The sequence below is a fragment of the Paenarthrobacter nitroguajacolicus genome (assembly GCF_051027655.1).
GTDB classification, from domain to species: domain Bacteria; phylum Actinomycetota; class Actinomycetes; order Actinomycetales; family Micrococcaceae; genus Arthrobacter; species Arthrobacter nitroguajacolicus.
Genome location: NZ_CP073234.1, coordinates 2,723,709 through 2,746,779 on the forward strand (window position 1 = coordinate 2,723,709; position 23,071 = coordinate 2,746,779).

At 62.0% G+C, this 23,071-nt stretch carries 17 protein-coding genes and 2 tRNA genes; 5 read left to right on the plus strand and 14 right to left on the minus strand.

Translation table 11 applies throughout. The features are described 5' to 3' along the window. Positions 1 to 24: 24 nt before the first annotated feature. On the minus strand, positions 25 to 3,234 hold the full coding sequence (locus tag KCX59_RS12940; protein WP_179017846.1) for an Rne/Rng family ribonuclease: 3,210 nt from the start codon (positions 3,232 to 3,234) through the stop codon (positions 25 to 27). 471 nt (positions 3,235 to 3,705) lie between these two features. On the opposite strand from KCX59_RS12940, the gene KCX59_RS12945 reads away from it, so the two are divergent. Then, a complete protein-coding gene (locus tag KCX59_RS12945) occupies positions 3,706 to 4,374 on the plus strand; it encodes a vitamin K epoxide reductase family protein (RefSeq protein ID WP_179017845.1) in 669 nt (222 codons plus the stop codon). Positions 4,375 to 4,453: 79 nt separating this feature from the next. Here KCX59_RS12945 and ndk read toward each other — a convergent pair whose 3' ends face one another. Genes ndk through ileS form a run of 4 tightly spaced genes read right to left on the minus strand, consistent with a single transcriptional unit; the run spans position 4,454 to position 10,021 of the window. Further along, entirely contained in the window at positions 4,454 to 4,873 is a 420-nt protein-coding gene (gene ndk / locus KCX59_RS12950; protein WP_014922034.1) for a nucleoside-diphosphate kinase, read from the minus strand. A gap of 41 nt (positions 4,874 to 4,914) precedes the next feature. Further along, positions 4,915 to 5,367 (minus strand): DUF4233 domain-containing protein, encoded by a 453-nt coding sequence (locus KCX59_RS12955; protein ID WP_091467960.1) that lies wholly within the window; start codon positions 5,365 to 5,367, stop codon positions 4,915 to 4,917. A gap of 1 nt (position 5,368) precedes the next feature. After that, a complete protein-coding gene (locus KCX59_RS12960; protein ID WP_091467963.1) occupies positions 5,369 to 6,730 on the minus strand; it encodes a bifunctional folylpolyglutamate synthase/dihydrofolate synthase in 1,362 nt (453 codons plus the stop codon). Positions 6,731 to 6,733: 3 nt separating this feature from the next. After that, positions 6,734 to 10,021, minus strand: coding sequence for an isoleucine--tRNA ligase (ileS, locus tag KCX59_RS12965; protein WP_179017844.1), 3,288 nt, complete (start codon positions 10,019 to 10,021; stop codon positions 6,734 to 6,736). A gap of 329 nt (positions 10,022 to 10,350) precedes the next feature. Here ileS and KCX59_RS12970 point away from each other — a divergent pair, with 329 nt between their 5' ends. Continuing rightward, complete coding sequence (locus KCX59_RS12970) at positions 10,351 to 11,412, plus strand: endonuclease/exonuclease/phosphatase family protein (RefSeq protein ID WP_179017843.1); 1,062 nt, start codon at positions 10,351 to 10,353, stop codon at positions 11,410 to 11,412. A gap of 5 nt (positions 11,413 to 11,417) precedes the next feature. Here the strand turns inward: KCX59_RS12970 and KCX59_RS12975 are convergent, their stop codons facing one another. After that, positions 11,418 to 12,209, minus strand: a complete 792-nt coding sequence (locus KCX59_RS12975) for an SDR family oxidoreductase (RefSeq protein ID WP_179017842.1) — start codon at positions 12,207 to 12,209, stop codon at positions 11,418 to 11,420. Between the two features lie 72 nt (positions 12,210 to 12,281). Here KCX59_RS12975 and valS point away from each other — a divergent pair, with 72 nt between their 5' ends. Together valS and KCX59_RS12985 are read left to right on the plus strand one after the other, a co-directional pair. Next, the gene (gene valS, locus KCX59_RS12980) at positions 12,282 to 14,903 is read left to right on the plus strand and encodes a valine--tRNA ligase (protein WP_179017841.1); all 2,622 of its coding nucleotides are present in this window, start codon (positions 12,282 to 12,284) and stop codon (positions 14,901 to 14,903) included. A gap of 339 nt (positions 14,904 to 15,242) precedes the next feature. Then, the gene (locus KCX59_RS12985) at positions 15,243 to 16,118 is read left to right on the plus strand and encodes an Fpg/Nei family DNA glycosylase (protein WP_179017840.1); all 876 of its coding nucleotides are present in this window, start codon (positions 15,243 to 15,245) and stop codon (positions 16,116 to 16,118) included. Between the two features lie 10 nt (positions 16,119 to 16,128). Here KCX59_RS12985 and KCX59_RS12990 read toward each other — a convergent pair whose 3' ends face one another. The 6 genes from KCX59_RS12990 to KCX59_RS13015 all read right to left on the minus strand — a co-directional run bounded on the left by KCX59_RS12990 (position 16,129) and on the right by KCX59_RS13015 (position 21,382). Beyond that, positions 16,129 to 16,743: a mycothiol-dependent nitroreductase Rv2466c family protein gene (locus KCX59_RS12990; RefSeq protein ID WP_166660314.1), complete on the minus strand. Its 615-nt coding sequence runs from the start codon at positions 16,741 to 16,743 to the stop codon at positions 16,129 to 16,131. A gap of 109 nt (positions 16,744 to 16,852) precedes the next feature. Next, entirely contained in the window at positions 16,853 to 18,142 is a 1,290-nt protein-coding gene (gene clpX / locus KCX59_RS12995) for an ATP-dependent Clp protease ATP-binding subunit ClpX (RefSeq protein WP_026005788.1), read from the minus strand. A gap of 182 nt (positions 18,143 to 18,324) precedes the next feature. After that, positions 18,325 to 18,984, minus strand: a complete 660-nt coding sequence (locus KCX59_RS13000) for an ATP-dependent Clp protease proteolytic subunit (protein WP_011775058.1) — start codon at positions 18,982 to 18,984, stop codon at positions 18,325 to 18,327. 39 nt (positions 18,985 to 19,023) lie between these two features. Beyond that, a complete protein-coding gene (locus KCX59_RS13005; RefSeq protein WP_014922040.1) occupies positions 19,024 to 19,635 on the minus strand; it encodes an ATP-dependent Clp protease proteolytic subunit in 612 nt (203 codons plus the stop codon). 220 nt (positions 19,636 to 19,855) lie between these two features. Then, positions 19,856 to 21,238: a trigger factor gene (gene tig, locus KCX59_RS13010; protein WP_178994936.1), complete on the minus strand. Its 1,383-nt coding sequence runs from the start codon at positions 21,236 to 21,238 to the stop codon at positions 19,856 to 19,858. A gap of 69 nt (positions 21,239 to 21,307) precedes the next feature. After that, positions 21,308 to 21,382, minus strand: a tRNA-Pro gene (locus KCX59_RS13015). Between the two features lie 128 nt (positions 21,383 to 21,510). Here KCX59_RS13015 and KCX59_RS13020 point away from each other — a divergent pair. Next, positions 21,511 to 21,584: transfer RNA gene (locus KCX59_RS13020), tRNA-Gly, on the plus strand. A 60-nt stretch (positions 21,585 to 21,644) separates the two neighbouring features. Here KCX59_RS13020 and KCX59_RS13025 read toward each other — a convergent pair. Together KCX59_RS13025 and KCX59_RS13030 are read right to left on the minus strand one after the other, a co-directional pair. Further along, positions 21,645 to 22,532, minus strand: coding sequence for an Fpg/Nei family DNA glycosylase (locus KCX59_RS13025; RefSeq protein WP_178994839.1), 888 nt, complete (start codon positions 22,530 to 22,532; stop codon positions 21,645 to 21,647). Continuing rightward, entirely contained in the window at positions 22,532 to 22,972 is a 441-nt protein-coding gene (locus KCX59_RS13030) for a ribose-5-phosphate isomerase (protein ID WP_167532122.1), read from the minus strand. The genes KCX59_RS13025 and KCX59_RS13030 overlap by 1 nt, the downstream gene beginning before the upstream one ends. Positions 22,973 to 23,071 lie beyond the last annotated feature (99 nt).

Below are 23,071 nucleotides of genomic sequence, written 5' to 3' on the forward strand. Positions count from 1 at the left end.
CCCTCTTCAACTTATTCGTCGCGATTAGAGCTCGGAAGCAGGAACTCCAACGCCAAGGATGATGGGCTCATCCTTGGGTGCCTTCTTGGTCGGTTCCACAGGCGCCTTGGCCTCGTGGGCCGAACCCCGGGTGGCCGACGCTGTCGCCTCATGGTGTTCAACGCTGGTTTCATTGGCCGCGCCCTGGGCCCTGCTGGCACTCCGGTTACGGCGACCACGACGACCACGCGAGGCTGAAACAGCCTCGGGATCTTCCTCGGCAGTCCGTGCCGGAGAAGCAGCCTTCGGGGCTGAAACCGGAGCGGCTTCTTGCTCGGGTGCCGGAGCCGCACCGAGGTGCGAAAACGCTTCGGCCAGCAGATCCAGGCTCATGGCAGGCTTGGCTGCCTGCGGTTCCTCGTGGTGCTCAACGAACGGCAAGGCAACTTCTTCCCCGCCGAAGCGCAGCACGGGAGTAGATCTTGCTTCCTGGACTGCTGCTTCCCTGTTTGCGGCATCGCGGGCTGAAGTCCCTGCTTCGCCGCTGCCTGCTTCACTACTGGCGGCGGTGCCGGCTGTAGGGCTTGCGTCCGGCTCGTGCCGGCCTGCCGCCCGCGCTTCCTCCTCTGCACGGTGAACTTCGTCGTCGTGCAGGTGTGCGGCGTGCGCTGCAGCGGCAATCGTCGCCAGGGCGGCCCTGGTTGCCTCGGCTTTGGCTATCCGGGCAGGATCCTGCGGTTCAGCCGTGGTGGATGCTGCGACCGGGGCGGACGTGGTGGTGTGGACCTGCGCGGGAGCTTCGGCAACAGCCGGTCCCCCGCCCTTGCCGCGGCGGCGTTTGCGTTCGGTCCGCGCAGCAGGCTGCTGCGCTTCCGTATGCGGGCGGTGATGTTCAGCAGCCACCACGTTGGCGCGTCGGTGCTCAACGGGCTCGTCGTGCGTGACGACACCTCGGCCAGCGCAGTGCTCGCACTGCTCACCGAAGACCTCAAGGAGGCCGGTACCCATGCGCTTGCGCGTCATCTGGACCAGGCCCAGCGACGTTACTTCGGCCACCTGGTGCTTGGTGCGGTCCCGGCCGAGGCACTCCACCATGCGGCGGAGGACGAGGTCGCGGTTGGATTCAAGGACCATGTCAATGAAGTCAATGACGATAATGCCGCCGATATCGCGCAGACGAAGCTGGCGAACAACTTCTTCGGCCGCTTCCAGGTTGTTCTTGGTGACGGTTTCTTCAAGGTTTCCGCCACTGCCGGTGAACTTGCCGGTGTTGACGTCCACCACAGTCATGGCCTCGGTGCGGTCGATGACCAACGAACCGCCGGACGGCAGGAAGACCTTCCGCTCCAGGGCCTTGTGGATCTGCTCATCGATGCGCCAGGCCGCGAAGATGTCCTGGTCCTTGGTCCACTTTTCGAGGCGGCCCACCAGATCAGGGGCAACGTATGTCACGTAAGCCTCGATGGTGTCCCAGGCGTCGTCGCCGGAGACGATCAGTTTGGAGAAGTCCTCGTTGAAGACGTCACGGACCACCTTGATGGTGAGGTCAGGTTCGCCGTAGAGCAGTTCCGGAGCCAGGACCTTGGTGGACGAGGCCTGTCCTTCGATGCCTTCCCACTGCGCACGCAGACGGTTGATGTCGTGGGTGAGCTCTTCCTCCGAAGCGCCCTCGGCTGCTGTGCGAACAATGACACCGGCGTTTTCCGGCAGGCGGTCCTTCAGGATGCGCTTGAGGCGGTTGCGCTCGACGTCGGGCAGCTTGCGTGAGATGCCGGTCATGGAACCACCGGGTACGTACACCAGGTAGCGGCCCGGCAGGGAGATCTGGCTGGTAAGGCGGGCACCCTTGTGTCCCACGGGGTCTTTGGTGACCTGGACCAGGACGGAGTCGCCGGACTTCAGGGCGTTCTCGATCCGGCGCGGCTGGCCTTCAAGGTTGACTGCGTCCCAGTTGACTTCACCGGCGTACAGGACGGCGTTACGGCCCCGTCCGATGTCCACGAACGCAGCTTCCATGGACGGCAGCACGTTCTGGACCTTGCCCAAGTACACGTTGCCGATCAGGGAGTCCTGCTGGGTCTTGGACACGAAGTGCTCAGCAAGCACACCGTCTTCCAGGACACCAATCTGTATTCTGTCGTCGCGCTGGCGGACGATCATCTGGCGGTCCACCGACTCGCGGCGGGCAAGGAACTCAGCCTCGGTGATGACCTGGCGGCGGCGTCCGGTTTCACGGGACTCGCGTCGGCGCTGCTTCTTGGCCTCCAGCCTCGTGGAGCCCTTGACGCCGGTAACACGGTTGGAGGGTGCTGTTTCCGTGATGGGGCGCGGCGCGCGGACACGGGTGACGGTGTTGGGCGGATCATCATCCGAGCCGCCGGTCAGTTCAAGATCCTGGTCTCCACGGCGGCGACGACGCCTGCGCCGAGACGTGACACCTTCTTCGAGGGCTTCTACTACCGGCGCTTCCTCGTCCTCGGACTCGGTGCCGTCCTCGGTCTCGTTCTCGTCCCGCTCGGTTCCACGGCGGCCACGGCGGCCTCGGCTCCTGCGACGCCGGCGACTACCTGCATCTTCCAGCTCGCCTTCAGCGGTAGTTTCGGTTTCTTCTTCGGGCTCCTCAGCCTTCTCCTCCACCGCGGCGACGCGGGGAACTGTGGTGAGGTCCGGGGCCTGGAAGATCATGGAGGTGATGGAAACCGGCTCCATGAACAGGGAGGTGGATGTTGCAGGGGCAGCTTCGTCCGCGGTGGCGTCCGCTTCCGGGTTTTGGGCAGCAACATCGGTGGCTACCTCAGCGACCGGTACTTCCGGCTGGGAGCCATTTTCCGGCGTCGTGGTTTCCTGCGCGGCTTCCGCGGCAACCGGTGCCTCTACGGCTTCAGTTTTGGGCTTGGTAGCACGACGACGGCGGACCGGCTTTTCGGGGGCCGGCTCAGCGGCCGCTTCGGGCGTGGCTTCGGCAGCTGCCGGGGCGGCAGCGGCGTCTTCGACCACAGCAGTGGCGTCGTCGCCCAAACCGGGCAGGGTTTCGGCGGGCTCTGCCTTCTTGCGGGAACGCGTGCGACGCACTGGTGCTGCGGCGGCGGCCTCAGGGGCGGCTTCCGAGGCGGGGGCCTCGGCCGCAGGTGCCTCTACGTCAGCGGCGACTTTGGGCGCTGCCTTGCGCCGGGTCCGGGTGGCTTTCTTGGGCGCTTCCGCGGCTTCCGCGGGAGCTGCCTCGTCATTAACGGCTACAACCTGGTCATTATCCATATGTGGCAACACTCCTGCCCCAGCGACGCCGCCACATCCGGCGCCCAGTGGAGCAAATATTGTCAAAACCCGCAGGCGTTGACAGAAGTCGGCAGTATGCCTTCCGGTTCGCACCAGCATTGGGGTGCGGCAGCCCTGGAAGGCCGGCGGCTTTATTCTGAAACCCGTTGTTCTGCTGCCACAACCAGGTGCCGTCCATTGACATGGCGGGCCTACCGAGGATCACACGATCCGGGCATGCCCAGCTCATACTGGCGGTCTTGGGAACAAAGTCACCGGACCGGAATTCGAATGTGGATCGACTCCCGGCCATGTTCATTCTCTCACACCCCTGCACATTCCCAGGGTAGGTCGCTGTGTCGTGGAGCTCCGTGCACAAGCTGGGGCCGGCGCCCAGCCTTCGGAGTTACAATCCTCCCAAGAGCCCTTCCCGGCTTGCCGGGCCATTTGTCGAAAAGGATCACATCCGCGATGCCAAGCACCGCCAGGGAAAACCTGGCCAACAAATCCACAAGCCATGTGGAGGACATATCCACCCAGCAGGATTCCCTCCCGAATACGGTCCGTGACAAGCCTTTCGCGTGGCTGCTGTTGATCACCGGCGTCGTTGGCTGGCTGGCTTCCGGAATCCTGGTGCTGGAGAAACTTGAGGTCCTCAAGGATCCCAACCACGTGACAGTGTGCGATGTAAATCCGTTTGTCTCCTGCGGTGAAGTGATGCAGACACCGCAAAGCTCGGTTTTCGGCTTTCCCAACATGTTCATCGGCATCGTTGCTTTCGCTGTCATCATCACTACAGCCATGGGCATTCTCGCGGGAGCCAGGTATTCACGGGGCTACTGGCTGGGCCTGCAAACCGGTGTGACCCTTGGTTTCGCGTTCGTTGTGTGGCTATGGTCGCAGGCACTCTACGTCATTCACGTGCTGTGCCCGTTCTGCATGGTGGTGTGGGCCGCCATGATCCCCCTGTTTGTCTGGGTAACCATCCGCAACGTCACCAGCGGGGTCATCAAGGCGCCGCCGGCACTGGTCAAGCTTTTGTCCGGATCGGGATGGATCATCGTTGCCCTGCTGTACATCGCCGTGATCGCCACGATCTTCTTCTCGTTCATCCACCTCTTCGTGGCGTCCACAGCGTAGAACCACCACTCGCGAGATAACAGTTAAGGCCAATGTTCACGAAGAACATTGGCCTTAACTGTTATCTCGGCGGGGGTGTTTAGCCCTCGAACCAGATCTTGATCTCACGCTCTGCGGAGTCGACTGAATCTGAGCCGTGAACGAGGTTCTGCTGGACTGCCAGGCCCCAGTCGCGGCCGAAGTCGCCGCGGATGGTGCCCGGTGCCGCCGTCGTCGGATCCGTTGTTCCGGCCAGCGAGCGGAAGCCTTCGATCACGCGGTGGCCTTCGAAGACTGCAGCGATAACCGGTCCGCTGAGCATGAACTCAACCAGCGGCTCGTAGAACGGCTTGCCAACGTGTTCCTCGTAGTGCTGCTCGAGCAGCTCGCGGGTCGCGTTGACTTTCTTCAACTCCGCCAGGGTGTAGCCCTTGGCTTCGATCCGGGCGAGGATGCTTCCACCCAGGTTGCGGGCGACGCCGTCGGGCTTGACCAGGACAAGTGTCCGTTCAATGCTCACAGTTGCTCCAATGTGGTTGTTCGGTGGTTTTCCCAGCCAGTTTACGGGGTTTGCGGGCCAGTCTGGTCACCGTGGGCTGCATCCCATTCCGCCTGCTCGCGGTCGCGCTGGGCCACCTCGCGGTCAATCCGCATACCGGCCCTGATCCCGTACCACCAGCAGATGGCAAACAGGATCCCCACAATGAACATGGTGGGCTCGGCGAAGCCCGTCAGGATCAGCACAAGCTGCAGTGCCCAGCCAACCCCGATGCCCCATGGCTTGGACAGTACGGCGCACGCCAACACCAGCACCACCGTCAGTGCGATGCCGACCCCAAGAATGATGCCGGGGTCAACTTCTCCACGCCTCAGGCCGAAGACTGCCAACGTGCCGAAGAACGCGACGAAGGCTTCAAGCAGGAGCACGGTAGAAGCGAACATCACCTTGGTGGATCGGCGCTTCCTGGGCATGCCGGGCCGCCATTCACGCTGCGCCTTGGTCATTTTCGCCATGCTAGGCACTCGCCTTTCCAAGCAGGATCCGCGCCTCGGCCACCACAGTGATGGAACCCGTTACCAGGACACCGCCTGCCAGGTCATCGTTGGATTCGGCGCGCTCCACAGCCCATTCCAGGGCGTCGTCCAACTTCTCCGCGATGTGGACGTTGTCCTCGCCGAAGCCGAGGTCGACGGCGAGTTCGGCCAGTTCCGCTGCCGGAACGGCGCGCGCCGAGTTGGATTGGGTGAAGCAGAATTCCTCGGCCAGGCCACCCAGTGATTCCTTGAGGGTCTTGAGGATCTCCTCGGCGTCTTTCTCCCGAAGAACGCCAACCACAACCACCAGCTTGCTGAAGCTGAAGGCCTCCTGGATGGCTTCTGACGAGACGCGGATGCCGTCCGGGTTGTGTGCAGCATCCACCACAACTGTGGGCGCAGTGCGCACAACTTCGAGCCGGCCGGGCGAAGTCACGTTGCCAAAGGCTTCTTTGAGCACCTCGGCATCGAGCTCTTTCTCTCCCCCACCGAAGAACGCTTCCAAAGCCGCGACGGCTACGGCGGCGTTTTCGGCTTGGTGGGCACCATGCAGTGGCAGCAGCAGGTCCTCGTAGCGGCCGGCGAGACCCTGAATGGTCAGGACCTGGCCGCCCACAGCGACGCTGCGGGACTCGACACCGAATTCGACGCCCTCAAAACGGAACGGCACGTCAACTTCACGGGCTTTCTCCAACAGGACCTGCGCAGCGTCAACGGGTTGAGCTGCACTGACCAGGAAGCCGCCCGGTTTGATGATGCCGGATTTCTCGTAGGCGATGTCCTCGGTGGTGTCACCCAGAAGATCCGTGTGGTCCAGCGAAATCGGTGTGATGACTGAGACTTGGCCATCGCCAACGTTGGTGGCATCGGTGATGCCTCCCAAGCCGACTTCCATGACGGCAACATCAACAGGCTGATCAGCGAACACCGCGAAGCCAAGAATAGTCAGGCACTCGAAGTAGGTCAGTCGCGGCTGGTCTTCGGCAACGAGCTCGCTGTCCACGATCTCCAGGTAGGGGCGGATTTCGTCCCAGATACGCACGAACGTCGCATCCGGTACAGGCTCTCCGTCAATGCTGATGCGCTCAGTCACCTTGGACAGGTGCGGGCTGGTGTAACGGCCCGTGCTCAGGCCGTGGGCACGCAGTCCGGCCTCGATCATGCGTGCCGTGGACGTTTTGCCGTTGGTGCCGGTGATGTGGATGATCGGGAAGGCCTTGTTCGGCTCCCCCAGCACATCCATCGCCCGGAACAACGGAGCCAGGCGAGGTTCCATCTTGTTTTCCGGGGCACGGCCCAGAAGTTCGGCGTAGACACTTTCAACCGAGAATTCGTCAGTCATGGATCAGGCCCCTGCCTTTGCGACGGTGACCTGCGGTTCGTCGACACTGGCCAACAGAACCTCCAGTTCCAACGTCAGAGTTTCGGTCTTGACGAGTTCCGAGTTGGCTTCCAGGGCGTCAACCACATCCTGTGCGGCCTCCACGGAAGTGCGGATGCGGTCGCTCACGTTCAGTCCTGCGTCCTTGCGCGCCTGCTGGATGGCGCGGACCATGTCGCGGGCCAGCCCCTCGGCTGCAAGTTCAGGAGTGACCTCGGTGTTGAGGACAACGAAACCGCCGCCCGGCAGGACAGCTACTGCCGAGCTGCCGCCGTCGGCCGTGTCTGCCACGACAGTTTCAAGCGTGTATTCCTGGGGCTCGAGCTCCAAGCCACCGGCCACCACCACGCCGGCGTCATTGACAGACCAATCGCCGGACTTGGATCCCTTGATGGCCTGCTGCACGTTCTTGCCAAGGCGCGGACCCGCGGCCCGGGCGTTGACCACGAGCTTCTGCTCAATGCCGAACTCCTCAGGCGAGGCAGTTGCAGCGTCCAGGAGCCGGACGGAACGCAGGTTCAGTTCATCTGCGACGACGGCGGCAAAGCCTTCCAGCGCATCTGCACCAGGTGCCACCACGGTCAACTCCTGCAACGGCAAGCGGACGCGCAGGTTTGCTGCCTTCCGGAGGCTTGAGCCGGTGGAGCAGATTTGCTGGACGCGGTCCATTGCTTCAACCAATTGCGGATTGGACGGGAACAGCGAAGCGTCAGGCCAGTCGGCGAGGTGAACAGAGCGGCCACCGGTCAGCCCACGCCAGATCTCTTCCGTCACCAGCGGCAGCAAGGACGCCGATACACGGCACACCGCTTCGAGCGCGGTGTAAAGCGCGTCAAAGGCGTCAACGCTTTCATCGAAGAAGCGCTGGCGGCTGCGGCGCACATACCAGTTGGTGAGCATGTCCAGGTAGCTGCGCAGCTCATCGCAGGCACCGGAGATGTCATAGCTGTCCAGGCTTGCGGTGACATTGCGGACCAGGTCCCCGGTGTTGGCCAGGAGGTACTGGTCGAGGGTGTCGGCGTAGCCGTCGTAGCGCAGCTTCGCCTCGTAGCCCGAGCCGCCATTGGCAGCGTTGGTGTACAGCGTGAAGAAGCTGTAAACGTTCCACAGCGGCAGGATGACCTGGCGTACGCCGTCGCGGATGCCCTGCTCGGTGACCACAAGGTTGCCGCCGCGCAGGATGGGGCTGGACATGAGGAACCAGCGCATGGCGTCGGAACCGTCGCGATCCAGGACCTCGGACACGTCAGGGTAATTGCGCAGGCTCTTGGACATCTTCTGGCCGTCAGAGCCCAGCACGATGCCGTGACTGATCACATTTCGGAACGCAGGACGGTCAAACAGTGCGGTGGACAGGATGTGCAGCATGTAGAACCAGCCGCGGGTCTGTCCGATGTACTCGACGATGAAGTCCGCCGGGTTGTGGGTGTCGAACCACTCCTCGTTCTGGAACGGGTAGTGCACCTGGCCGTACGGCATGGAACCGGAGTCGAACCAGACGTCCAGGACGTCTTCGACGCGGCGCATGGTGGACTTACCCGTGGGATCGTCCGGGTTGGGACGCGTCAGTTCATCGATGAACGGCCGGTGCAGGTCTACCTGACCCTCATTGTTCATCGGAAGACGGCCGAAGTCGGCTTCGAGATCGGCCAGGGAACCGTAGACGTCGGTGCGCGGGTGTTCGGGGTCATCAGACTGCCATACGGGGATGGGCGAACCCCAATACCGGTTGCGGCTGATGGACCAGTCGCGGGCGTTATCCAGCCATTTGCCGAACTGGCCGTCCTTGACGTTGCCCGGGATCCAGTTGATCTCCTGGTTCAGCTCGGACATGCGGTCCTTGAACTTGGTGACTTCCACATACCAGGACGACACGGCACGGTAGATCAGCGGGTTCCGGCAGCGCCAGCAGTGCGGGTAGCTGTGCTCGTAGCTGGCTTGGCGGACCAAGCGGCCATCGGCACGGAGCACCTGGGTGATGGGCTTGTTGGCGTCGAAGACCTGGAGGCCGACGATCGGGGCCAGCTCGCCGTGCGCGAACAGCGGCAGGAACTTGGCGCCTTCGTCGACGGACAGGACCACGGGGATGCCGGCGTCTTCACAGACCTTCTGGTCATCCTCACCGTAGGCCGGAGCCTGGTGGACAATGCCCGTACCGTCGGTGGTGGTGACGTAGTCAGCCACGAGGAAACGCCAGGCGTTCTGCGTGCCGTACTTCTCAGCATCGGCAAAGTCGTTCCAGAGCGGTTCGTACTCAAGACCGGCCAACTCGGTGCCGGAGTGAGTGGACACGACAGCGGCAGCCGCGGCAGCAGCGTCGTCGTACCCCAGATCCTTGGCGTACGCCCCCACAAGGTCAGCTGCCAGCAGGAAACTGCCCGTGACGGGCGCTTCAGCTGAAGCGGCCTTGACGCCGTTGGGTCCGGCGGGCAGGACTGCGTAAGCGATGTCCGGCCCGACGGCGAGCGCCAGGTTGGTGGGCAACGTCCAGGGCGTGGTGGTCCAGGCGAGTGCCTGAACACCGGCGAGTGCGTTGGAGAGCTCGGACTCCCCTGCCTTGACGGGGAACGTTACAGTGACCGTTTGGTCCTGGCGGTTCTTGTAGACGTCGTCGTCCATACGGAGTTCGTGGTTGGACAGCGGTGTCTCGTCCTTCCAGCAGTATGGGAGGACGCGGTAGCCGTTGTAGGTGAGGCCCTTCTCGTGCAGCTGTTTGAAGGCCCAGAGCACCGACTCCATGTACTCGACGTTGAGCGTCTTGTAGTCGTTCTCGAAGTCCACCCAGCGTGCCTGGCGGGTGACGTAGGCCTTCCACTCGTTGGCGTACTTCATGACCGAGGCGCGGCAGGCGTCGTTGAATTTGTCGATGCCCATGGCTTCGATCTGGGTCTTGTCCGTCATGCCTAGTTGCTTCATGGCTTCGAGCTCTGCAGGGAGGCCGTGGGTGTCCCAGCCGAAGCGGCGCTCCACGCGCTTGCCACGTTGGGTCTGGTAGCGGCCCACAAGGTCCTTGGCGTAGCCGGTCAGGAGGTGGCCATAGTGCGGGAGTCCGTTGGCGAAGGGAGGGCCATCGTAGAAGACGAACTCGTTGCTGCCGTCCTTGCCTGCATCACGTTGGTCGATGCTGGCTTGGAAGGTGCCGTCTTCGTCCCAGTATTTGAGGATGCGCTCTTCGATTTCCGGGAACTTCACGGAAGCGGACACGCCGTGCGTGCCGGACGAAGACGCTGAGGCCTTGGGGTAGTGGGTCATCTCATATCCTGTGATAGCTGGTTGACTGTCAGGATGCGAGGACGGCTTCTGTGCTGCCTGTCGGCTGCGCAGGTACCGCGGTACCACCTCACTTACCGGAACGCGAAGTTCCGGCCTCTCATTACTGCTGTGACGGGCTTACCCGTCCGGCTCTACTGGGCGCTTGCCACCTTTGCAGGTGGTCAGTGCTGTTCTTCCGGAAGCTCACCGGTGATGGCCGGGTCAAAGCTGCTCTTCCAAGTCTAGCGGCAGCGGAGGGCCCCGCTCTACTTGTGAGTTCATCCCGTGGATGGAGTCCGGTGCGCTGGGCGATGCATAGACTCAAGCCCATGACACACCCCGGGACTGCCGTGATGGAAACCCGCCCTGCGCCGCGCCACGCTTCTTTGGCGTGGTCGGTGATGGCGTTCCTTGCTGCGCTGCCCGTGGCGGGGGTATCGATCTTCCGCGCGATCCCCGCGGAGTGGCCCTTGATCGTGGTGCAGCTGTTGTCCTTCACCCCGTGGATGGTTCTGCCGGCGGCTCTTGCCCTGGTGCTTGCCTTGGTAGGGCGGCGGCGTTGGGTCATCATCACGACGGCGGCCCTGTTGGCGGCCCAGCTGTTCTGGCTGTTCCCGCTGGACGCCGGAAAGCCGGATTCTTTGCCTGCCGGTACTGCAACAATCCCTTTGAGAGTGATGAGCCTCAACTCCGGATACGGAGAGGCGGACGCCGCCACCATCGTAAATTTGGTCCGGGACAACGGGATTCAGCTGCTGACCATTCAGGAACATACGCAGGGACTCGAGGATCGCCTAACCTCCGCGGGCATGGAGGATGTACTGCCGAACCGGGTCAGTGAACCCAATGACGACGCATCCGGCGGCGCCGTGTATTCGGTGTTCCCGCTCGAGCCCGACGGCCTCCTGCCTGACACGCCCTTCCGGATTGACGTCACGCGAGTACTCGTCTCACACCCGGAGTCCGGCGCCAAGGCCTCCTTGAACCTCAGCAACGTGCACGCCCTCCCACCGGTGGATGAGCGGATTGACCAATGGCGGAGCGACCTCGGCAAGATCGCCCGCCAAGCATCAGAATCCGGGAATCACCTGCTGATGGGTGACTACAACGCCACGTACGATCACTCCGAATTCCGGGCTTTGCTGGACACCGCGTTGGGTGGGGGGCCGCAGGCTGATACTCCGGCCGGCAAAAAGCTCGTCGACGTCGGGATGGCCGCTGGTGCGCGGTTCTCCCCCACATGGCCCATGGAAGGGCCACTGCTTCCGGGCATCGTGATCGATCACATGGTCACCTCGACAGGGATCAGCAGCAGCGACTACGCCGTCCATCGGGTTCCCGGTTCGGACCACGCGGCAATCATGGCCAGGCTGATCATTCCAGCTGGTTGAGCGTCTCAGCCTTCTTTGCGGACAAGCTTGTGGTTCGCCGCCTGGGCCACCGGGCGGATGACGATCTGGTCGAGGTTGATGTGGTGCGGCAAAGAGACTGAGTACGCCACGACGCCTGCCACGTCCTCGGCAGTCAGGGGCTTCTCCACACCGGCATAGACCTTGGCGGCTGCGTCTTTGTCACCGAGGCGGTTCAGGGCGAACTCCTCCGTCTGCACCAAGCCCGGGGCAACCTCGATGACCCGGATGTTGTTGCCCACCTCTTCCAGGCGCAGGGCATTGGTCATGGCATGCTGGGCAAATTTGGCTGCGTTGTAGCCCGCACCGCCTTCATAGGCGGACAGCCCTGCCGTGGACGTGAGGTTGAGGACGGTGCCCTCGCCGTTGTCCCGCAGCATGGGCAGGAAGGCCCGGGTGATTTTCATGGTGCCCAGGACGTTCACCTGGTACATCCAATCCCAGTCTTCAGTGTCAGCGTTCGCGATGGTGTCCGCGCCGCGTGCCCCACCGGCGATGTTGATGAGCGTGTCGGCACCCCCGGCTTTGGTGACGGCCGCGAGCAAGGCCGAGACGTCGTCGTCGTCCGTGATGTCAGCCGGGAACGGCACGGCGCCGGTTTCGGCCCCCAAGGCGTCCAGCCTGTCCGCCCGGCGGGCCACCGCGAAGACCTTCCATCCGGCGGTAGCCAGCGCCTTCACCGTTGCCTCGCCGATGCCGGTACTTGCACCGGTTACGACTGCCGTCTTGTTGTTGTCTACATTCTGTCCGGAAGGCGTGTTGTGCGCAGCCAAAGTCATGGCACCACCTTATCGGGGGTGCAGGCTGCACGGAGGGCGGGCGGTAACGCCAGGCCATGAAACAATTGACCCATGGCTGAATCAACGCAGGGTACAGACACGCCCGCCACCGCCCCCATCAACGTTCCCGACAAGCCGGCCCTTGAAGGCCTCGAGGCTGCCTTGACGCAGCGCTGGCTGAAGGAAGGAACCTACAAGTTCAACCCGGACACCACCCGGGAGCAGGTCTACTCGATCGACACTCCCCCGCCCACGGCATCCGGCTCGCTCCACGTGGGCCACATGTTCTCCTTCACCCAGACTGACGTCCAGGCCCGCTACATGCGCATGACCGGCAAGAATGTCTTCTACCCCATGGGATGGGACGACAACGGCCTGCCCACTGAGCGCCGCGTCCAGAACTACTACGGTGTGCGTTGCGATCCCGCCATCCCCTACAAGGCCGACTACACGCCCCCGGCGCAGCCTGCCAAGAACCAGCGCGATTTCGACGTCGTTTCGCGCCAGAACTTCATCGAACTGTGTGAAGAACTCGCCGTTGAGGACGAGAAGGTCTTCGAGAACCTGTTCCAGACCCTTGGTTTGTCGGTGGACTGGGACCTCACCTACCGCACCATTGACGACACTTCGCGTGCGGTGTCGCAGCGTGCCTTCCTCGCGAACCTCTCGGCCGGTGACGCGTACATGGCCGAAGCACCCACACTCTGGGATGTCACGTTCCGCACCGCTGTTGCCCAAGCCGAGCTTGAGGACCGCGAAGTTGCCGGCGCCTACTACCGCTACCCCTTCTTCACGGAAGACGGCGAAAAGATCTTCATCGAAACCACGCGCCCGGAACTTCTTGCTGCTTGCGCGGCCCTGGTGGCGAACCCCGACGACGAACGGTACCAGCCGCTCTTCGGCAAGACTGTAAAGTCGCCCCTGTTCGACGTGGAGCTCGAGGTTAAGGCACACCCGCTCGCCAAAGCCGACAAGGGTTCCGGCATCGCCATGGTGTGTACCTTTGGTGACCTGACCGACGTCACCTGGTGGCGCGAACTGCAGTTGCCCACCCGCGCCATCATGGGCCGCGACGGCCGCATCATTGCCGAGACCCCTGAATGGATCACCACCGACGCCGGCAAGGAAGCCTACGCTGCGATCGCCGGCAAGACCGCGTTCTCCGCCAAGGAAGCCGTGGTTGAACTGCTCAAGGCAGCGGAGCTGCTGGACGGCGAACCAAAGAAGATCACCCACCCGGTGAACTTCTTCGAGAAGGGCGACAAGCCCCTCGAGGTTGTTACCTCCCGTCAGTGGTACATCCGCAACGGTGGGCGCGATGAGGAACGCCGCGAACGCCTGATCGGCCGTGGGCAGGAAATCACCTTCCACCCAGCGTTCATGCGGTCCCGTTATGAGAACTGGATCGCGGGCCTGAACGGTGACTGGCTCGTATCCCGCCAGCGCTTCTTCGGCGTGCCCATCCCTGTCTGGTACCCGCTGGATGCCCAGGGCAATCCGGACTACGACAACCCCATCCTGCCTTCGGACGAGATGCTCCCCGTGGACCCGGCCGCAGACGCTGCTCCCGGCTTCGAGGAATCCCAGCGCGACCAGGCCAACGGCTTCACAGGTGACGCCGATGTGCTGGACACCTGGGCAACGTCATCGCTGACCCCGCAAATCGTGGGTGGGTGGAGCCGTGACGAGGAATTGTTCTCCAAGGTCTACCCCTTCGACCTCCGTCCACAGGGACACGACATCATCCGAACCTGGCTGTTCTCCTCTGCCGTTCGCGCAGATGCCCTGCAGAAGAACGCCCCGTGGAAGCACGCCGCCATCTCCGGCTGGATCCTGGACCCGGACCGCAAGAAGATGTCCAAGTCCAAGGGCAACGTTGTTGTGCCTACGGACGTGCTGAACGAGTACGGTTCGGACGCCGTCCGCTATTGGGCAGCCTCGGCCAAGCTCGGTGCTGACACGGCGTACGAGATCGCCCAGATGAAGATCGGCCGCCGCCTGGCCATCAAATTGCTGAACGCTTCGAAGTTCGTGCTGAACCTCGGCGCCACCGAGAACTCAGTGGTGACATCTGACCTGTCGGTGCTTTCCAACCCCTTGGACCGTGCGCTGTTGGCGCAGCTGTCCGACGTCGTTGCCCAGTCCACCAAGGCGTTCGAGAACTACGACTACGCCCGCGCGCTCCAGATCACTGAGTCGTTCTTCTGGCAATTCACGGACGACTACGTGGAGCTCATCAAGGACCGTGCCTACGGTGCCGCCGGCGAAACAGAGCAGGCATCCGTCCTGGCAGCCCTGGCAACAACACTGGACTCGCTCCTGCGCCTGTTCGCACCGTTCCTGCCCTTCGCAACCGAAGAGGTCTGGGGCTGGTGGCGCACAGGATCAGTTCACCGTGCCCAGTGGCCTGCAGCCTTGGAAATCACCGATGGCGACACCACGATGCTTGGCACCGTGGGCATAGCACTCAGCGGTATCCGCAAGGCCAAGTCTGAGGCGAAGGTGAAGCAGCGCACCGAGGTGTTGTCGGCATCCATTACGGCTTCGGAATTACTCGTCGCCCAGCTGAAGGCCGGCCTTGGCGACCTGAAGGCAGCCGCAAACGCTCAGGAGATCACCCTCCAGTCCGGTGAAGGCGAACTGACGGTCAGCGATGTTGTCCTGGCACCCGCCGAGGAACAGCCTGCGTCCTAGTAAATAGTCAGCCGCCCGTTTTAGGGCAAAGGGGAAGCCCCATCAGCGTTTTGCCGTTGGTGGGGCTTCGACTTTTCGGCTGTCTGGTGATGTCTTGACAGTCTGGCGGAATCCTTGGAATTTCAGGTCTTCCTACCTCATCACTGGTAGGTTGCTTCCAACTTTGCCAAAGGCTGCGTTGGTTGCAATCACTGAATCTTTGGTTTCCGTGTCCCTCTTCTTTCGAAGTGGGTAAGAACCATTGTTGTCCCGCTGAGGACGATGCACAAGGGGTTCGAAAGAACTACAAACCTGTAGTTTTCCTGCCGGAAGATGGCTACCTGTGGCAGAGTATTGACCATGCCGGAACTCCCCGAAGTGCACGGCCTGTGCATGTACTTGGACACCCAACTCCATGGAGCCGTGCTGACCGAGGTCCGCATCAACTCCATCTCTGCACTCAAGACGGCAGATCCTCCCTACACGGCTCTTGAGGGACGGGCCATTCGTGGCGCAAAGCGCATCGGGAAGTTCGTGTGCATTGACGCTGACGGACTGTTCTTCGTGTTCCACTTAGCGAAAGCCGGCTGGGTCAGGTACACCGAGCACCCGTCCTCGGCCGGGCTGCGCCTGGGCAAAAGCAACATATCAGCACGACTCTTACTCCACCGCCCCGCCGACGATGCCCACATTGGGGTAGACCTGACCGAAGCCGGAACGAAAAAGAGCCTAGCCATCTACGTGGTGAAAGATCCACTAGACGTCCCGGGAATAGCAACCCTTGGACCAGAACCCCTCAGTCCCGATTTTGATCTCGAAGCGCTGGCCGCAATCGTCGGCTCAAGTTCCCAACAAATCAAAGGTCTGCTCCGCAGCCAGAGCGTGATCGCTGGAATCGGCAATGCCTACAGCGACGAGATACTCCACGCCGCGAAAATTTCACCTTTTGCCACCGCTAAGTCCTTGGACCAAGCAACGGTGGCCCGGCTCTATGAGGCCATGCAGGAAGTTCTGGTGGGCGCCGTCAACGCAGCTGCGGGCAAGCCTTCCAGCGAACTCAAGGACACTAAGCGCAGCAATTTCCGGGTGCATGCCAGGACGGGCCAGCCTTGCCCTGTGTGTGGAGATACCGTCCGTGAGGTGTCGTTCGCGGACACCTCACTTCAGTATTGCCCTACATGCCAGACCAACGGGAAGATCCTCGCCGACCGCAGGACCTCACGGTTTCTGAAGTAGGGCTACGCCGCTAGTTGAACTCAGGGCTTTCAGTTCGGCTGCGCTTAAGCTCGAAGAAGTGGGGGTAGCCAGCCAAAGTCACCGTGGCATCCCAGAGCTTTCCTGCTTCTTCGCCCCGGGGAATCCGTGTAAGGACAGGACCGAAGAACGCCGTGCCATTCACGGCTACCACGGGAGTTCCGACGTCTTGCCCCACAAGCGAGATACCGGCTTCGTGGCTGGCGCGCAGCTGGGCATCGTATTCATCTGATCCGGCAAAGCGTGCCAGGTCAGCGGGCAGTCCGGTGTCGGCGAGGGCCTTCTGGATCACCGAAGCCCGGTCCTTGTTGCCCTCGTGGTGGATCTGCTCCCCCATGGCGTCATACAAAGGCTTGACGTACCTGCTGCCGTGGAGCTCCTGGGCTGCGATGATCACTCGAACAGGCCCCCAGCTATCGTCCATCATGGCCCGGTAGTTATCGGGAAGGTCTCGGCCCTCGTTGAGCACCGAGAGGCTCATGACGTGCCATTCGGTCTCGATGCCCCGTACCTGCTCCACCTCGCCGATCCAGCGCGACGTGATCCACGCGAAGGGGCATACGGGGTCGAACCAGAAATCGGCCTTGTTGACGTTCTCTTCGGACATAAGCTGTTCGGTCGAAGTCTGCTCGGGCACAGGGTACTCCTCTGAAAGGTGTGAAAGTGGCATGACCAAGGTCCCAGCGGAACCATGTCTTGTTTAGGCCAACAGGAGGCTAAGCCGACTTATTCCGGCGCTTGGCAACGACGTCGTGGGCGATCATGGTTGGCTGGGCCTTCTTGGCCACCACGTCCGCCGTGATCACCACAGTTGCGATGTCATCCCTGCTGGGGAGATCGAACATAACGGGCAGCAACACATCTTCCATGATGGCCCGCAGGCCACGTGCACCAGTGCCACGTTCAAGGGCCTGGTCCGCTATGGCGTCCAAGGCGTCGTCGTCGAACTGCAGCTCTACGCCGTCCAACTGGAACATCTTCTGATACTGCTTCACCAAAGCGTTCTTTGGGGTAGAGAGGATCTGGATCAGCGCCGGCCGATCGAGGCTGGACACCGTGGTGATGACAGGGAGCCGCCCGATGAATTCCGGGATGAGGCCGAACTTGAGCAAATCCTCCGGCATGACTTCGCCGTAAGTATCCACGTTGTCCCGGGCCTCGTTGAGCGGCGCACCAAAACCGATGCCCTTTCGTCCGGAGCGCGAACCGATGATGTCTTCCAGCCCGGCGAACGCGCCGGCCACAATGAAGAGAACATTGGTGGTGTCGATCTGGATGAATTCCTGGTGCGGGTGCTTACGGCCGCCTTGGGGTGGAACGGAGGCGACTGTGCCCTCCAGGATTTTCAAGAGTGCTTGCTGTACACCTTCGCCCGAGACATCACGGGTGATCGACGGGTTCTCACTCTTGCGGGAGATTTTGTCGATCTCGTCGATGTAGATGATGCCTTGCTCGGCCTTCTTGACGTCGTAGTCAGCAGCCTGGATGAGCTTGAGCAGGATGTTCTCGACGTCCTCGCCAACATAGCCGGCTTCCGTCAACGCAGTGGCGTCGGCTACGGCAAACGGCACATTAAGGCGACGAGCCAGTGTCTGCGCCAAGTAAGTCTTGCCGCAACCCGTAGGCCCGATCAGCAGGATATTGGACTTGGCGATCTCAACATCCTCATGGTGCGAACCCTCGCCGAGGCTGCCGGCCTTGGGCGCGTGACCGGCCTGAATGCGCTTGTAGTGGTTATAGACCGCTACCGCCAGGGAACGCTTGGCGGGTTCCTGGCCGATGACGTATTCCTGCAGGAAGTCGAAGATCTCACGAGGCTTGGGCAACTCGAAACTACCGAGATCGGAGACTTCAGCGAGTTCCTCTTCGATGATCTCGTTGCAAAGCTCGATGCACTCATCGCAGATGTAGACACCGGGCCCGGCAATCAGCTTCCGTACCTGCTTCTGGCTCTTTCCGCAGAAAGAACACTTCAGCAGATCCGTGCTCTCGCCAATCCGAGCCATGTGGGAATCCCTTCGTTGCATACGGGTGATGCGGCTCCGCGCCGTACCCAGGTGTGCGGCCACGCCGCGGTTGGCACCACCGTGACAACATCCACTCTAGGTCACAATGGGCTGCTTGGGTGGAAACAGAACGCCGGTGCGGTCCATATTTCGTGAACCGCACCGGCGTCGAAATCCGTGCTCTACCGGGCGATTGCCTGGGGCTTGATCTTACGGGAGTCCAGAACCTGGTCGATGAGACCGTAGCTCAGGGCGTCCGCCGCAGTGAGGATCTTGTCTCGCTCGATGTCGTTGTTTACCTGCTCGGACGTACGGCCTGAGTGGTGCGCCAGCGTGTCCTCGAGCCAGGTGCGCATACGCATGACTTCGGCCGCCTGAATCTCGAGGTCCGAGGCCTGTCCGCCTTGGCCGCCGGAAAGAGCCGGCTGGTGAATCAGGACGCGGGCGTTCGGCAGGGCCAGGCGCTTCCCGGGTGTACCAGCAGCCAGCAGGACCGCAGCGGCGCTGGCTGCCTGTCCAAGGCACACCGTCTGGATCTCCGGACGAATGTACTGCATGGTGTCGTAGATGGCCGTCATGGCAGTGAACGAGCCACCCGGCGAATTGATGTACAGGGTGATGTCACGGTCCGGATCAGTCGACTCAAGGACCAGCAACTGGGCCATGATGTCGTCAGCGGACGCGTCGTCGACCTGGACACCAAGGAAGATGATGCGGTCCTCGAACAGCTTGGTGTACGGGTCCTGGCGCTTGAAGCCGTAAGGCGTGCGCTCCTCGAACTGGGGCAGGACGTAACGGCTGGACGGGAGATTACCGGCAGACCATCCGAAGTTGTAGTTCATGTTCTTTACTCCTGGGGTTTCAGTGGTTCTTTGTGCCGGTTAGTTTTCGGAGTTCGACTGGTTGGCCGTTCCGCCGCCACCGGCAACAGAACCGGCGTGCGCCGAGATCTTGTCGAAGAAGCCGTACTCCAGGGCCTCAGTAGCCGTAAACCACTTGTCGCGGTCGTTGTCCTTGAGGATGGTCTCCACGGACTGCCCGGTCTGCTCTGCCGTGAGTTCGGCCATGACCTTCTTCATGTGCAGGATCAGTTCTGCCTGAATCTTGATGTCCGACGCCGTGCCGCCGATGCCGCCCGAGGGCTGGTGCATCAGGATGCGAGCGTTGGGCGTTGCGTAACGCTTGCCCTTGGTGCCGGAGGAAAGAAGGAACTGACCCATTGACGCTGCCAGGCCGGTTGCCACGGTGACGACGTCGTTCGGGATGAACTGCATGGTGTCGTAGATGGCCATGCCGGCCGTCACGGATCCACCCGGTGAGTTGATGTACAGGTAGATGTCCTTCTCCGGGTCTTCGGCCGAGAGGAGGAGGAGCTGCGAGCAGATGGCGTTGGCGTTCTCGTCACGGACTTCAGAGCCGAGCCAGATGATGCGCTCTTTCAGCAGGCGGTTGTAGATGTAGTTGTCCTGGGCTGCGGGATCGACAGTTGCCATCCGGGGAGCCTCTGATTGCTGTGACATAAGTACTTACCTCTCGCTGGTGCCAGTGACCTCACTGAACTTCACTACTTGGACACTAACCGTTTTCGCGGGTGATTTGTTCGCCGAAATCGCACTGTTCGCTGACGGCGCACGTCTGCGTTCAGCACCAATGTTCAGCCTTAAAGCAAACCGGCCCCGGATCAAGAGATCCGGGGCCGGTTGAAGTCGTTGACTAGAACTTCACTGCTGCGGGGTCGTCGCTTGCGACAACGTCGGCTTCTTCGTTTGCCTCAACCGCTGCAGCCTCTTCGGCTGCTGCTTCGCCGGCGGGGCGGACGAAGTCAGTGAGGTCAACCTTGTTGCCCTCGGAGTCGACTACCTCAGCCTGACCCAGCACAACGGCAAGGGCCTTGCGGCGGCGAACCTCGGAAACCATCATGGGAACCTGGCCGCTCTGATCAATGATCTGGGCGAACTGGTTGGGATCCATGCCGTACTGGCTTGCGGTGGTAACGATGTAGTCGATCAGCTCGTTCTGGCTGACGTCTACTTCTTCCTTGTCCGCAATGGCGTCCAGGATGATCTCATTCTGGAAGGCACGCTCGGTGTTGGCCTTGACCTCGGCGCGGTGCTCCTCGGTGTCGTGTTCACCTTCGCCGTGTGCGTTCTCCGGGTTGAAGTGAGCTTCGATCTGCTCCTCAACGACGGAATCCGGAACGGGAACTTCAACGAGCTCAACGAGCTTGTCCAAGACCTTGTCGCGTGCCTCAACGCCCTGCTCGACTACCTTGGAGTCCGCAGCCTGCTTGGCGAGGTCCTCACGGAGCTCAGCAAGGGTGTCGAACTCCGAGGCGAGCTGAGCGAAGTCGTCGTTTGCTTCGGGGAGCTCGCGCTCCTTGACAGCCTTGACAACAACCTTCACCTGCGCGGACTCGCCGGCGTGGTCTCCGCCAACCAGCGTGGTCTCGAAGATTGCTTCTTCGTCGGCGGAGAGGCCTGTCACGGCTTCGTCGAGGCCTTCGAGCATGGTGCCGGCACCAACCTGGTAAGAAAGGCCGGAAGCGGAATCGATGTCTTCGCCGTCAATCGTGGCGGTGATGTCGATGGTCAGGAAGTCGTCGTTCTTGGCCGGACGCTCAACGGACTTCAGCGTGCCGAAGCGGCCACGCAGTTCGTCCAGCGCCTTGTCAACGTCAGCTTCGGAAGACTCAGCAGCCGCAACCTCAACCTTGATGCCGGCGTAGTCCGGCAGCTCGATCTCGGGGCGGACGTCGATCTCCACCTGGAACTTGAGTTCGCCATCGGTTGCGGACGGGTCCGGAACCTCGGTGATTTCAACTTCGGGACGGCTCAGGGGGCGAACACCCGTTTCCTGAACTGCAGCCTGGTACCAGCCGTTGAGGCCATCGTTGATGGCAGTCTCCAGAACATAGCCACGGCCAACGCGCTGGTCGATCAGCTTGGAGGGAACTTTGCCCTTGCGGAATCCGGGAACCTGGATCTGCGAAGCAACGGTCTTGTACGCGGCATCGATGCTCGGCTTCAGTTCCTCAAAGGGAACCTCAACGTTGAGCTTGACCCGCGTTGCGGTGAGGTTCTCGACAGCGCTCTTCACAGTCTAAGTACTCCTGATTTTGTGGGTATGGGTTTCTGTCGTGCCCCTGAAGCGGACACAAACACAGAGTCGGGGTGACAGGATTTGAACCTGCGACTTCCTGCTCCCAAAGCAGGCGCTCTAGCCAAGCTGAGCTACACCCCGAACGCACAGGACAGTCTACGGGCAAGCGAGCCCAGAATGCACATTTGACACTGCCGCCGGAATTAGGTTTAGTAGTACCCGGCTTCAACAGCCACCAGGAAGATGTCCTGAACAAGGATATCCGTCCTGGGGACGTAGCTTAATGGTAAAGCCTCAGTCTTCCAAACTGATTACGCGGGTTCGATTCCCGTCGTCCCCTCCACGCAAAAAGGGCCCCGATCAACGGATCGGGGCCCTTTTTTTCTTATTCAAAGATGAACTCCTACACCTGGCAGCCGGGACACCAATACAGCTTGCGCGCACCGATTTCCGACATCCCCACGAGCGTCCCGCACGCCCGGCAGGGCATGCCGTCCCGCTTATAGACGAAGTGGGCATCGGCGTCGGGCGCTACAGCACCACCGCCGGTCCACAGCGTCGGGGGCGTCGTAACAATACGTCCGTCACGGACGCCGTCGGACATGGTGTCCACGGTGTCGTCCCAGAGACGGCCAGCGGTTTCCGCATCAATGCTGCTCCCCGGTGTCCACGGATCGACCGCTTGCCGGAACAAAACCTCGGCCCTGTAGATGTTGCCGACGCCGGCCAGGACGGACTGATCCATCAAAAGCAGGGCCACCGCAGTCTTGCGGCGGCGAAGGCGGCGGATGAACTCCTCACGGTCACCCCGGCGATTGTGCAGCGGATCCGGGCCCAGCCGCGCCAACACGGCGGCTGCCTCGGCCGCAGTGATGGCGGCACAGGTGGTGGCACCACGGAGATCCGCCCAGCCGTGCCCGGACACCAGCCGGACACGCACCGCGCCCACGGGAGGAGGCGGGCCGGCGTAATCGCCGTCGTCGGAAGCCGGACCTGCCTCCCGTTCGCCGATACGACGCGGAGCCCCGATGCTGGAGGCGCCCGTGAAGGAACTATCACCGCCAAAGCTCCAGGCCCCATAGAGGCCCAGGTGGACGTGCAGGAAGAGCTCGTGGTCAAACCTGAGAAAGAGCTGCTTGCCATGGGCAGTGGCTTCAACCATGGTGTGCCCGGTGAGTAGCTCCGCGCCGGCGGCAAACCTCCCTTGCGGGCTGGAGACATCCAAACACCGGCCGCCAAAAACATCCTGGAACTGGCGGGCCAGCCTATGGACCGAATGCCCCTCAGGCACTACTCGACGATCTCGCCGGTGGTTTCGTACACCGCAATTTTTCCGATCCGGCGAACGTGGCGTTCGTCGTTGCTGAAGGGTTCCTGCAGGAAGGCTTCGATGAGCTCCGTGGCCTCTTCAACGGTGTGCTGGCGTCCGCCAACGGCCACAACGTTGGCATCGTTGTGTTCGCGGGCCAACTTCGCGGTGGAGAGGTTCCAGGCCAGGGCCGCGCGGACGCCGTTGACCTTGTTGGCAGCAATTTGTTCCCCATTGCCCGAGCCGCCCAGCACGATGCCGAGAGCGTGCACACCGGCTTTCTGGTCTGCCACCACGGCAAGGCCGGCATTGATGCAGAAGGAAGGGTAGTCATCCAGGGCGTCATACTCCTTGGGCCCGTGATCCACCACTTCGTAGCCTTTGGCCGTGAGGTGGCTGACCAGGTGGGCGCTAAGTTCCATGCCGGCGTGGTCCGTGGCGATGTGGACGCGGGGTGTAGTCACAGGAAGTCCATTTCTTTCTGGCGCGCGGGTACGGCATATGGCCGGGCGCGGCGTTGA

Coding starts and splice junctions, on each gene's coding strand:
- KCX59_RS12990 (WP_166660314.1), bottom strand. CDS start 16,743: ATGTCCGAAGAGAACGTCAACAAGGCCGATTTCTGGTTCGACCCCGTA.
- KCX59_RS12960 (WP_091467963.1), bottom strand. CDS start 6,730: ATGACTGACGAATTCTCGGTTGAAAGTGTCTACGCCGAACTTCTGGGC.
- ileS (WP_179017844.1), bottom strand. CDS start 10,021: ATGACCCACTACCCCAAGGCCTCAGCGTCTTCGTCCGGCACGCACGGC.
- clpX (WP_026005788.1), bottom strand. CDS start 18,142: ATGGCTCGGATTGGCGAGAGCACGGATCTGCTGAAGTGTTCTTTCTGC.
- KCX59_RS13005 (WP_014922040.1), bottom strand. CDS start 19,635: ATGGCAACTGTCGATCCCGCAGCCCAGGACAACTACATCTACAACCGC.
- KCX59_RS12940 (WP_179017846.1), bottom strand. CDS start 3,234: ATGGATAATGACCAGGTTGTAGCCGTTAATGACGAGGCAGCTCCCGCG.
- KCX59_RS12985 (WP_179017840.1), top strand. CDS start 15,243: ATGCCGGAACTCCCCGAAGTGCACGGCCTGTGCATGTACTTGGACACC.
- KCX59_RS12975 (WP_179017842.1), bottom strand. CDS start 12,209: ATGACTTTGGCTGCGCACAACACGCCTTCCGGACAGAATGTAGACAAC.
- KCX59_RS13030 (WP_167532122.1), bottom strand. CDS start 22,972: ATGGAACTTAGCGCCCACCTGGTCAGCCACCTCACGGCCAAAGGCTAC.
- valS (WP_179017841.1), top strand. CDS start 12,282: ATGGCTGAATCAACGCAGGGTACAGACACGCCCGCCACCGCCCCCATC.
- KCX59_RS12970 (WP_179017843.1), top strand. CDS start 10,351: ATGACACACCCCGGGACTGCCGTGATGGAAACCCGCCCTGCGCCGCGC.
- KCX59_RS12955 (WP_091467960.1), bottom strand. CDS start 5,367: ATGGCGAAAATGACCAAGGCGCAGCGTGAATGGCGGCCCGGCATGCCC.
- KCX59_RS13000 (WP_011775058.1), bottom strand. CDS start 18,984: ATGAACTACAACTTCGGATGGTCTGCCGGTAATCTCCCGTCCAGCCGT.
- KCX59_RS12945 (WP_179017845.1), top strand. CDS start 3,706: ATGCCAAGCACCGCCAGGGAAAACCTGGCCAACAAATCCACAAGCCAT.